9 protein-coding genes and 1 pseudogene are annotated in these 10985 nt (G+C 68.6%); 3 read left to right on the top strand and 7 right to left on the bottom strand.

Features of this window, described 5'->3' with window-relative positions:
• A partial coding sequence (locus tag A5705_RS17860; RefSeq protein ID WP_156763151.1) for an SAM-dependent methyltransferase occupies nucleotides 1-420 on the bottom strand: 420 nt, incomplete at its 3' end.
• A gap of 119 nt (nucleotides 421-539) precedes the next feature.
• On the opposite strand from A5705_RS17860, the gene A5705_RS17855 reads away from it, so the two are divergent.
• On the top strand, nucleotides 540-2927 hold the full coding sequence (locus A5705_RS17855) for a lysylphosphatidylglycerol synthase transmembrane domain-containing protein (protein WP_067877233.1): 2388 nt from the start codon (nucleotides 540-542) through the stop codon (nucleotides 2925-2927).
• A gap of 6 nt (nucleotides 2928-2933) precedes the next feature.
• Here the strand turns inward: A5705_RS17855 and A5705_RS17850 are convergent, their stop codons facing one another.
• On the bottom strand, nucleotides 2934-5579 hold the full coding sequence (locus tag A5705_RS17850) for a GH92 family glycosyl hydrolase (protein WP_068278913.1): 2646 nt from the start codon (nucleotides 5577-5579) through the stop codon (nucleotides 2934-2936).
• Nucleotides 5580-5961: 382 nt separating this feature from the next.
• Between A5705_RS17850 and A5705_RS17845 the strand changes: the two genes are divergently transcribed.
• A complete protein-coding gene (locus A5705_RS17845; RefSeq protein ID WP_068278907.1) occupies nucleotides 5962-6645 on the top strand; it encodes an LpqN/LpqT family lipoprotein in 684 nt (227 codons plus the stop codon).
• A gap of 100 nt (nucleotides 6646-6745) precedes the next feature.
• Nucleotides 6746-7231, top strand: a complete 486-nt coding sequence (locus tag A5705_RS17840) for a hypothetical protein (protein WP_068278904.1) — start codon at nucleotides 6746-6748, stop codon at nucleotides 7229-7231.
• On the opposite strand, the pseudogene A5705_RS17835 reads toward A5705_RS17840, so the two are convergent.
• The 5 genes and pseudogenes from A5705_RS17835 to galT all read right to left on the bottom strand — a co-directional run bounded on the left by A5705_RS17835 (nucleotide 7228) and on the right by galT (nucleotide 10888).
• Nucleotides 7228-7646 (bottom strand): annotated as a pseudogene (locus A5705_RS17835) (ANTAR domain-containing protein). The gene A5705_RS17840 and the pseudogene A5705_RS17835 overlap by 4 nt on opposite strands.
• Nucleotides 7631-7918, bottom strand: coding sequence for a hypothetical protein (locus tag A5705_RS28655; RefSeq protein WP_067877246.1), 288 nt, complete (start codon nucleotides 7916-7918; stop codon nucleotides 7631-7633). The pseudogene A5705_RS17835 and the gene A5705_RS28655 overlap by 16 nt, the downstream one beginning before the upstream one ends.
• A gap of 47 nt (nucleotides 7919-7965) precedes the next feature.
• A complete protein-coding gene (locus tag A5705_RS17825; RefSeq protein ID WP_068278902.1) occupies nucleotides 7966-8721 on the bottom strand; it encodes a Mut7-C RNAse domain-containing protein in 756 nt (251 codons plus the stop codon).
• Nucleotides 8718-9809 (bottom strand): galactokinase, encoded by a 1092-nt coding sequence (locus tag A5705_RS17820; protein WP_067877252.1) that lies wholly within the window; start codon nucleotides 9807-9809, stop codon nucleotides 8718-8720. Before A5705_RS17820 ends, A5705_RS17825 begins: the two co-directional genes overlap by 4 nt.
• Nucleotides 9806-10888, bottom strand: coding sequence for a galactose-1-phosphate uridylyltransferase (galT, locus tag A5705_RS17815; RefSeq protein WP_369829608.1), 1083 nt, complete (start codon nucleotides 10886-10888; stop codon nucleotides 9806-9808). The genes A5705_RS17820 and galT overlap by 4 nt, the downstream gene beginning before the upstream one ends.
• Nucleotides 10889-10985: the final 97 nt, after the last annotated feature.

Below are 10985 nucleotides of genomic sequence, written 5' to 3'. Positions count from 1 at the left end.
CTTGAACTCCAGCACCCGGGGCTGGTCGAGTTCGTACACCGTCGTGCCGTCGGGCCAGGGCAGCCGCCACGCCCGCGAGTCCAGGCCCGCCGCGAGGATCACCACCTGGGGCACGCCCGCGCGCGTCGCGTCGAGAAAGAACCGATCGAAAAACGAGGTCCGGGCGGCCATGTAGTCGACCATGCCCTGCATCCGCGGCTTCAGGTCGGGTTCGGCCTCGGCGATCTCGGCGGGTAGGTCGGGGGCCGCGAACCAGTTCCACATGCCGTCCCCGGCGGCGTCGAGGAAGACCCGGGCGAACGGGTCGCTGATCAGCGGGTTGTCGCTCTCGGTTTCCGCGGCGCGGGCCGCCGCGACGCCCAGTGCCGTGGCGCCCACGCTCTCCGTGATCTCCCAGGTGTCGTTGTCGGTTCTGGCCACCTCATGTCCTCCAATTCGCTAGCACGACTACCTACCCGACCGTACGCGCGCCAAATGTGAACAAGCTGTCCGCCGAGTTCATGCGCGCTGGCCCGGAAGTATCCGGTTAAGGTCTCGACATGCGGGTTGACGGGCGCGAGATCAGCGTTTCGGGCAACTTGCTGCAGCCCCTGACCCGGCGGACCAACGACATCCTGCGGCTCGCCGCATCGGTCGTCTTCTTCGCGATCGTGATCGCCGGCTCGCTGATCACCCGGCCGCAGTGGGTGGCGCTGGAGCGTTCGATCTCGGAGATCGTCGGGGTGCTGACGCCCACCCAGTCGGATCTGGTGTACCTCGTGTACGGCATCGCGATCCTGGCGCTGCCGTTCGCCATCCTCATCGGTTTGGTCGCCGCGCGGCAATGGAAACTGCTCGGCGCCTACGCGGCCGCCGGACTCATCGCGGTCCTGTCGCTGTCGATCGGCGGCAACGGCATCTCGGCGCCGCGCTGGCATTTCGACCTGACCGATCGGCCGCAAACGGTGCTGGCTCAGATCCTGGACGACCCGCGGTGGATCGCGATGCTCGCGGCGGTCCTGACCGTGTCGGGTCCCTGGCTGCCCGCCCGCTGGCGGCACTGGTGGTGGGCGCTGCTGCTGGCCTTCGTGCCGATCCACCTGTTCGTCAGCGCGATCGTCCCGGCGCGTTCCCTGCTGGGCTTGGCGGTCGGGTGGTTGGTCGGCTCGCTGGTGGTGCTGGTGGTGGGAACTCCCGCCCTCGAGGTGCCGCTGGAAGGCGCGGTGCGCGCCCTGGAGAAGCGCGGATGCATGGTCTCCCGGCTGCAAGTGGTGCGGCCCGCCGGACCCGGGCCGCTGGTCCTGTCGGCCACATGTGAAAACTCCGACGCGGACCCCGATTCGGCCCTGATCGAAATGTACGGCCCGCATCAGCGCAGCGGCGGCGCGCTGGTTCAGCTCTGGCGAAAGCTTCGGCTGCGGGCCAGGGAGACCGCGCCGCTGGTGGCCTCGATGCGCCGCGCCGTCGAGCATCGCGCACTGCTGGCCATCGCCGTGGGCGAGCTGGGCCTCGCCAACACGGTGACGATCGCGGTCGCCAGCCTCGACCGGGGCTGGATGATGTACGCGCACAGGCCAATTCGCGGGATTCCACTCGACGAATGCGTGAAGACGACTCCCGTTGACCACGCGTGGAAATCGCTGCGAACGCTCAACGAACACCAGATATCCCACGGTGACCTGCGCGCCCGGGAGATCACGGTCGACGGCGGCGCGGTGCTGTTCGGTGGGTTCGGCAGTGCCGAGTACGGGGCGACGGAGACCCAACTCCAATCCGACATCGCCCAGCTGCTCGTGACGACGTCGGCGCTGTACGACGCGAAGTCCGCGGTGGCCGCCGCGATCGGCGAATTCGGTGCAGACACCGTGCTGAGCGCTTCCCGCCGGCTCACCAAATCGGCGGTGCCGAAGTACATCCGGCGGTCCGTTCCCGACGCCGGCGCCGTCATCTCCGGCGCCCGCGCGGAGGTGAAACGGCAGACCGGTGCGGATCAGATCAAGACCGAGACGATCACCCGGTTCACCCGACGCCAGGTCATTCAGCTGGTGCTGCTCGTCGCGCTGGTCTACGTCGCTTACCCGTTCATCAGCACCGTGCCGACGTTCGTTTCCCAAGTCAGCAGGGCGAACTGGTGGTGGGCGCTGCTGGGTCTGGTGATATCGGCGATGACGTACGTGGGCGCGGCCGTGGCGCTGTGGGCGAGCGCCGACGAATCGGTCGACTTCTGGAAGCTGTCAATAGCGCAGGTGGCCAACACCTTCGCGGCAACCACCACGCCGGCCGGGGTCGGCGGGCTCGCGCTCAGCACGCGCTACCTGCAGAAGGGGGGAGGGCTGTCCCCGGTGCGGGCCACCACTGCGGTGGCGCTGCAGCAGGTGGTGCAGGTGATCATGCACCTCGTGTTGCTGATCTTGTTCACCACCGTCGCCGGCGCGTCGATGGACCTCTCGCACTACGTTCCCAGCGCCACGGTGCTGTACCTGATCGCCGGGGTGGCGCTGGGCGGCGTCGGCACCTTCCTGTTCGTGCCCAGGCTGCGGCGCTGGCTGGCGACGGACCTGCGTCCGAAGTTGAAGGAGGTGACCGCCGACCTCGTCGAGGTTGCGCGGGAACCGAAACGACTCGGGCTGATCGTGCTCGGTTGCGCCGGAACCACGCTCGGAAACGCGCTGGCGCTGTGGTGCAGCGTCGAAGCCTTCGGCGGCGGCGCGACGTTCGTCACGTGCACGGTGGTCACGATGGTCGGGGGAACGCTGGCGTCGGCGGCGCCGACACCCGGCGGTGTCGGCGCCGTCGAGGCTGCCCTGATCGGTGGTCTGGCCGCGTTCGGCGTACCCGCGGCCACCAGCGTGCCGTCGGTGCTGCTGTATCGCGGGCTCACCTGCTGGCTGCCCGTCTTCGCCGGCTGGCCGGTGATGCGGTGGTTGACCGAGAAAGAGATGATCTGAGATCGATCAGGGCTGGTCGGGTTCGGCCGTCACGATGACGAAAGCGATTGATTTCCGGGCGGTTTCGCCAGCGGTGGTGGTCAAGAACACCGCGTAGTACTCCTCGGGCACCGACGGCGCCGCCGTGATCCGGACGTCAGCCGCGGCCGATCCGTCGGCGCCGAACCGTCCCGACGCCGGCGCCACCGTAATCCCGGGATCGGAGGACGTGCCGGTGATGGCGTAGCCGCCGGCATCGTCCACCATCCGTTGCACGTCGACCTTCACGGTGCCGGTGTGGCCCGGCTGGATCCTCAGGATGGGTTGCGGCGCATTGACGGTCACCGCCGAGCTCCCGGCGCCGAACGACGGCGGCGCGGAGGACTCGGCGGTGCCCCACACCTTGTTCGGGTAGGCGGCGAGGGAGAAGGCGACCTCGCCGCCGGTGTGGATGATCGGCTCCGGCAGCCAGGTGTGATCGGTGGGCCGCCCGTCGACGCTCAGCCCGCTGATGTATCTCAGGTGGTGTGGCCCCGACGCCCCCGGGGCCGAGATCCGAATGAATTTGCCTGCGGGAAGGGCGATCACGATCCGGTCGAATAACGGCGCGCCCACGGTGAGGATCGGCGCTCCCGGTGTGCTGGGGTACAGCCCCAGCGCGGCCCACACGTACCAACTCGACATCGCCCCGAGGTCGTCGTTGCCCGGCTCGCCGTCGGGCTTGGGGCCGAACAGCCCCCGGACCCGGTCGACCGTGAGCTGAGTCTTCCACGGCCGGCCGATGTAGTTGTACAGCCACGGCACCCCGAAACCGGGCTCGTTGCCGGCCCAGAGGTACGGGTCGTCGGGGCCGACGTTGAGCCTTTCGGTGAACCGGTCGAGCCGGTCGGCGACGTTCGAGCGGCCGCCCAGTGCGGTCACCAGGCCGGCGACGTTGTGCGGCACCCACCACACGTATTGCTCGGCGTTGCCTTCGTCGTACCCGTCCTGGCCGAAAAGCGAAGGGGATAAAAAGAATCCGGGACCCTCGCGGAAGAAGCCCATCGCTCCGCGGGGCGAGACGAAATCGGTGCTGGGATTGAACAGGTTCTGCCAGTACTGGGCCCTGCTCTGGAATTTCGCGGCGGTCGCGGTGTCGCCGAGCGAGTCGGCGAAGCGGGAGATGGCGAAGTCGTCGACCGACCATTCGAGCGTGATCGACGCGTCGACGATCTTGCCGTCGGCGCGAAATTCCAATGTGTGCGGGGCGTACCCCATTGCCAAGTACGTCGCAATCCCCGGCCGCTCCACGTAGCCGCCGCGCCCCGCGCCACCCTTGGTCGCCGCGTCGACCATGTAGCGCAGCGCCGTCTGGACGTCAAAGTCCCTGCCCCCGTAGGTGTAGAGGTTCACGATGAGGGGGACCACGTTGTCGCCGCTCATCTCGGCGGTTGCCGAATTCGCCAGCGCCCAGCGGGGCAGCGACCCGCTCTGCTCGGCGTCGTTGACGAGTGATTGCGCCATGTCGGCAGCCCGCTGCGGAAAGAGCAGTCCCTGCAGGGGGGCCAGACTCCGGTAGGTGTCCCAGTCGGAGAAATTCGCGTACTGGGTGCGTCCCTTTGCCACCGTGTGGATGACGCCGTCGAATCCGATGTAGCGCCCGTCGGCGTCGTTGAAGGTGTTGGGGTGCAGCAGCGAGTGGTACAGAGCGGTATAGAAGGTGTCCACGTTGCCGGCGTTCCTGCCCGCCACCGCTATGGACGACAGCGTGGCATTCCACTCCGATCCCGCCGCGGCGCGCACCGCGTCGAAGCTCGCCGAGCCCTCGGCCTCCAGGTTCGCGCGCGCCCCGTCGATGCCGACGTAGGAGATCGCGGTCCTCACCTCCAGCACCGAGCCGGCCGGGAATTCCACGTATCCCCCGCTGTAGGGCGACGCCGCCCCGCGTGCGCCCGGGTACACCGAATAGCCGTCCCAGGAGCCGTAGGAGCTGAACGGCTGGCTGAACTTCATCGCGAAATAAACCGTGTAGGTGTTGGGTTTGCCGCAAAATCCGCCGCTGGTGGCCCATCCGGTGATCGTGGTGTTGTCCTCGCCGATCTGGATGGCCGCGCGGGAATTGCCGGCCAGCGACGCGCCGGACCGCACGTGCAACAGGGCGGGCCGACCGTTGTGCGGGTAACGGAACCGGCCGACGCCGGTGCGGGTGGTCGCGGTGAGTTCCGCGGTCACGCCGGTGCGCGGGAACCGGACGGTGTAGAAGCCCGGGGCGCCCTGCTCGGTGTCGTCGTGCGCGATCCGCTCCCAGGCGTTCCACGGCTGGGCGCCGATCGGAGTGGTGGTGGGCAGCATCGAGATGTCGCCGAAGGCGGCGCAGCCCACCGATGCGTGGGTCATGCTGAACCCGGTCGCGCGCGGGTTGTCGTAGTTGTAGCCGGCGTAGTTGCCGACGGTGTCGGGCGAGTACTGCACCATCCCGAACGGCACGGCGGCACCGGGGAAGTTGTTGATCTCCCCCACCGTCTCGCCGCCCGTCCCGGTGCCGATCAGGGTGTCGACGTGGTCGACGGGACTGGCGACCAACTGCGGCTCACCGTCGTAGGCGATCGGTGGGGCCGCCGCGATGAAGGTCAGCAGAACGGCGGCCGCCGCGAACACCGCGAGGAGGGCCCTCCAAAGGCCACGTGACCGCATAGCAGTCTCTTACTGCATGAACCCGCGTTCGCGTGGCATTTCGGCGGGTATTTCCCGAGCTCGACCGGCAACGTTGGCGCGGACTTCGCTAGGTCTCGTTCCGGTGTGGCCGACCCTGGTAGCGGCCCGATCTTCGGGGAGGGTTCAGCGCTGAAACACTCGACCGCAGCGGCGATTACCGGCGCCCTCGGCGTGGCGCCGGCGGGTTGCGGCTCCGAGCCGCTGGAAGACGCCGTGAAGGTCGTCGACGACCGGAGGACCGTCGCCTTCAGGCGCGGACAGCAAATCCGCGAAAACCACTGGCAACTTTCGCCCAGATGTCGGCTAGTCTCATTCCGCGTGGCTGGCGCTGGTACCGGCCCAATCTTCGGGAGATTGATCGATGAAACAGTTGACCGCAGCAACCATTACCGTGGCGCTGAGTGTGGCGCTCGTGGCGTGCGGCTCTAGCAACAAGTCATCCCCGTCGACATCGACATCGACATCGACATCGACATCCACCTCGACTTCGAGTTCCAAGACATCGGCAAGCTCCGCGACACCCAACGCGCAGGGCGGTCCGACAATCGCCGACTATGTCCGTGACAACCACATCACCGAAACCCCGATTCACCACGGCGATCCCGGCCCGAACGTCGACCTGCCGGTGCCCGCCGGCTGGCAGATCAACCAGAATGCCGGCACGTCCTACGGCGGCATCGTGTTGTCACAGCCGGCGAATCCTGCCGATCCGCCGACCATCTCGGCGCTCTTCTCGAAACTCACCGGCGACGTGGACCCGGCGAAGATCATCCAGTACGCGCCCAACGAGCTGCTCGGTCTGCCCGGCTACCAGGGCACCGGCAACGGCCAAGCCTCCACGCTCGGCGGATTCCAGGCGTGGCAGCTGGGCGGCACGTACCAGAGGGACGGCAAGACGCGCGCCGTCGCGCAGAAGACGGTGGTGATTCCCAGCCAGGGTGCGGTGTACGTGCTCCAGCTCAATGCCGACTCGCTGCAGAGCGACCAGGGTCCGTTGATGGACGCCACCAACATCATCGACGACCAGACGACCATCACCCCCTGACCACCGAGGCGGATCGCGCCGCGGAGGCGAACTCGCCCCGCGGCGCGCCGCCGCCGCGAATCCCTGCGCCGCGGCGCCCCGCCGGCCTTACGGTATTGGCATGGCAGAGCAGTCGCATGCGATAGAAGTCGGCCACCCACCGTCGGCGCTGCTGCGCCTCGTCAACCCAATCCTGGGTTTCCTGTTACGCACCCCGCTTGCGGGGCCGGCACGCAGGCAGCTGATGGTGTTGAGCTTCACCGGCCGAAAGACGGGGCGGCAGTACACAATCCCGTTGAGCGCGCACGTGATCGACCACGACCTCTACGCGCTGACCGGCGCCCCGTGGAAGCAGAACTTTCGCAACGGCGCGCCCGCGCAGGTCGTCTACGACGGCAAGACCACGGCCATGCGCGGCGAGCTCATCCGCGACCGCGAAATCGTCTCCGACCTGTACCACCGCTGCGCCGAGTCGTATGGGCTGCAGCGCGCACAGCGCATGATCGGATTGAAATTCCGCGACCCCCACATACCGACCCGTGAGCAGTTCGCCGAGGCCGTCGACCGGATGCACCTGGCGGCCGTGCATTTGACGCCGGCAGGCTAACGCGCCGAGAAGCACAGGTGCACGGTGAGCAGGCTCTGGTCGAACCGCGAACGCGAGGCGATGGCCTCCTTGCCCAACGCGGCGAAGTCCGTGGTGACCTGCTGGGCGAGCGGCGACAGCTTCAGATTGCGCACCTGCGAGAGGATTTTGAGCACATCGAAAGCGGCGTCCTCGTCGATGCCGTAGACCAGCATCAACATGCCCTTGGCCTGGTCGATCACCCCGCGGCGCTCAAAGATTGCGGCGACTTTCGTGTCACCGTCCCAGGCTGGTAGCCGTGCATGCGTTGCACCTGCTCGGACCATTCCCAGCGCTGGTCCTCGAAATAGAAGCGGAACCAACCCGTACGCTGCGGCGTACCGCCGGCCAGCGCCTGCTCGACGGCCGCCGCTTGGCCGTCTAATTCCCAGGCCACGCCGCGCGCTTCCGCACGATGGCTTCGCTCTCCCGCAGGTGACGTTCGGAGATGCGACACAGTTCGCGGGATCGATCGACCTGCTCCCGTGCGCGCTGGATCGTTCCGGCGACGGAGGACCGCAGCGAGTCGGCCGGGCCGGACCGGGCCGTCGCCAGCCGGCGGGCCGTCCGGACGCGATGGGCCTTCTGCCGGCATGCCGAGGAGCAGTAGACCGCGTCGGACCGGGCGGAGAATCCGGCGCCGCACATCGAGCAGGTGCTCAGGGCCATAACCGTTACGTTACAGCTATTTCCGGCGTTACGGTTAACGCCGGAAATCAGAGTTGCCGCCGAAGCCTGTCGACCAGAGCGACCAGCCTGGCGTGGTGCGATCCGGCCCAATAGATCCGCCCACATCCCGTGCAGCGGCTGAACTCGTCGTAGATCTGCCGGGTCAGCGGCTCGAGCTGGTCGATCACCTCGGCCTTGGGCACCGCCGCCAACGGTGCGTTGCATCGCAGGCACCGGGTGAACGGCGCCAGCCGTTGCTCCAGATCCAGTCGCCTGATCACCTCGACCGCCTGCTCCTCGGGATCCTGGGAGTGGATGAACAGGCCGTGGGTGATGGCGCGACGCTTCAGCAGGCCCCGGTCGCGGGTCAGCAGGATGCGCTGCTCGCCCCGGCTGACCTCGGCCAGCGTCGTGTCGTCGGCGCCGCTCGACCACCACACGTCGAAACCGAACAGCCGGAGCAGCCAGGCCAGCCGGCCGAGGTTCACGTCGACAACGAACCGCGGATCGCGCAGCGGCACCGGGCGCAGCCTGGTGGTCGACGCGACGTCCAGGGCCTCGAACACGGGGTAGGCGACGATCCGGTCACCGGCCCTCGGGCGGTAGCCGAACCCCTGCGACGACCCGTTCACCAGGATCAGGTCGATCTCGGTGTGCGGGATGCCCATCGCCTCCAGCACGTCCTTGACGGTCTGATGGCTTCGGAACGGACGACGCACCGTCGTCCCCCGCGATCCGGCCGGCAGGAAGTCGTTCAGCTCGGCGTAGGCGCGGACCTCGACGTAGCCGGCGGGCTCGGTCACCCGGCGGGACCCGCCCCCGCGGCCGCGCGGGTGCGGGTGATGACCGGCCGCGGATGGCCCGCGCTGGGCAGCGTCCGTCGCAGGGTCTGCGCGACGGCGTCCGCCCGGGTTTCCGGCACCAGCGCGATGACGCAGCCGCCGAATCCGCCGCCGGTCATCCGGGCCCCGAAGGCTCCCGCGCGCACCGCGGTGTCGGCGATCAGATCGATATGCTCGGTGGTGATGCCGAAGTCGTCGCGCATGGAGACGTGTGAGGCGGTGAAGATGCGGCCGGCCTCAACGAAGTCCGAATCACCCACCGCCGCAACGAAGTCCAGCACCCTGCCGTTCTCGTTGAGAACGTGGCGCGCGCGGCGAGCATCGATCGGGTTGTGGATCGCGTCCAACTCGGCCCGCCCGCGGTCCCAGACCTCACGCAACGACGCCGCCCGCAAGTTCGCGGCGGCGCGCTCGCACGACGCGCGCCGGGCCGCGTACTCGCCGCCGGCGTGGCGGTGACGAGACCGCGAGTCGATCAGCAGCAGCACGACACCGCGCGCGTCGGGATCGAAGGCCACCGGCGCGACGGTGAGATCGCGAAAGTCGATCAGCAGCGCCTTCGACGGCTCGCCGAACAGCGACGCCAGCTGGTCGAGCAAACCCGTTGGCGCGCCGACATACTCGTTCTCGGCGCGCTGGGCCAGCCGGGCCTGCTCGACGCGGTCGATCTGGATGCCGGCCGCGGATGCGATCGCCCCGAGCACCGCGCACTCGAGCGCCGCCGAGGACGACAGCCCGGACCCCATCTCCAGGTCGCTGGTGATCGACATCGCGCCGCCGGGCACCGGGTGGCCCGCCTGACGCATCGCCCACACCACCCCGGCCACGTAGGCGGCCCAGTCGGCCACCTGGCCGGGAGCGGTGCCCAGCGGAAACCGCACCGCGCCGTCGGCGCGCTGGCTGCCCACGGTGATGGTGTCACCGCCGTCGGGGGTGAAGGTCACCACGGTGCGCTGCGGCAGCGCGATCGGCAGCGCGAACCCGAGGTTGTAGTCGGTGTGCTCGCCGATCAGGTTGACCCGCCCGGGGGCGGCGTACCGCACCGTCATCGGAGTTCCCGCAACCGCGCCGCCACCGCTTCCGGCGTGACGTCGCTGATGAACGCGTCCATCGCCGACTCGGAGGCCGCCAGGTACTTGAGCTTGGTCGCGCTGCGCCGGATGGACATCAACTCGATATGGAAGTAGCCGTCGGCCTGGTCTTCGTTGTCGGCGAACTGGTGCAGCGCCGAAATATACGGCAACGGGGCCGAATACATCCGGTCGAATCGCCCCAGCACGTCGAGATAGATCTGCGCCAACCCGGCCAGCTCGCGGTCGTCGAGCCCAACCAGGTTGCGCACGAACCGGTTCGGGTAGATGTGCACCTCGACCGGCCAGCGCGCGGCGAACGGCACGAACGCGGTGAACCGCGCGGTGCGGGTGACGATGCGACCGCCGTCGGCGACCTCGTGCGCCAGCAGATCCGCAAAGAGATTGCCGCCGTTACGAATTCGATGTTCGCGGGCCTGCGAGAGCATGGCCGCGGTGCGCGGCGGCAGGAAGGGATAGCCGTAGATCTGGCCATGTGGGTGGGTCAGGGTCACCCCGATCTCCTCGCCGCGGTTTTCGAAGCAGAACACCTGCTCGATGCCGGGCTCGGCCATCAGTTCGGCGGTGCGGTGCCGCCACGCATCGATGACCAGCCGGGCGTGCGCCGGCGGCAACTGCGCGAATGACCCGGTGTGGTCGCTGGAAAAGCAGATCACCTCGCACCGGCCGTTTCCCGGGGCCGACACGAAGCCGGCCTCGGCCGGCGGGGCGGCCGGCCCGCCGCCGCCCGATAGGCTGGGGAACCGGTTCTCGAAGACGACGACGTCGTAGTCGGGGGCCGGCACCTCGCTGGTGAGGCCGGTCGGCCCCGGGCACAGCGGGCACTGGTCGGCCGGCGGCTTGTACGTGCGGTCCTGGCGCAGCGCCGCGATGATCACCCACTGCCCCGTCGACCGGTCGAACCGCAGCTGCGACTGGTCGGGGTCACGAGCCGGCAGCGGCCTGCGGTCGGCAACGGGCGCCGGGCGGTGGCCCGGCAGCGCGAAGAACAGGAGGTCGCGGCCGTCGGCCAGCTTTGCCCGCGTCGGCGCTGTCACGAGGTCGAACACTAGCTTGGCCGGCGCGGCGCGGTTCGGGTAACCATGGGGTGTCCCGCAGACGAGATGGGAGATCACCGTTCTCTACGAGAAAGCC

Origin of the sequence: Mycobacterium sp. E787 (assembly GCF_001668725.1) — a bacterium.
In the GTDB taxonomy this organism is placed as follows: domain Bacteria; phylum Actinomycetota; class Actinomycetes; order Mycobacteriales; family Mycobacteriaceae; genus Mycobacterium.
This window is presented reverse-complemented; position numbering and strand designations above follow the sequence as displayed.

Bases quoted from the DNA above. Each gene is read 5' to 3' on its own strand.
- A5705_RS17850 (WP_068278913.1), bottom strand. From the start codon at position 5,579: ATGCGGTCACGTGGCCTTTGGAGGGCCCTCCTCGCGGTGTTCGCGGCG.
- A5705_RS17840 (WP_068278904.1), top strand. From the start codon at position 6,746: ATGGCAGAGCAGTCGCATGCGATAGAAGTCGGCCACCCACCGTCGGCG.
- A5705_RS17820 (WP_067877252.1), bottom strand. From the start codon at position 9,809: ATGACGGTGCGGTACGCCGCCCCCGGGCGGGTCAACCTGATCGGCGAG.
- A5705_RS28655 (WP_067877246.1), bottom strand. From the start codon at position 7,918: ATGGCCCTGAGCACCTGCTCGATGTGCGGCGCCGGATTCTCCGCCCGG.
- A5705_RS17855 (WP_067877233.1), top strand. From the start codon at position 540: ATGCGGGTTGACGGGCGCGAGATCAGCGTTTCGGGCAACTTGCTGCAG.
- A5705_RS17845 (WP_068278907.1), top strand. From the start codon at position 5,962: ATGAAACAGTTGACCGCAGCAACCATTACCGTGGCGCTGAGTGTGGCG.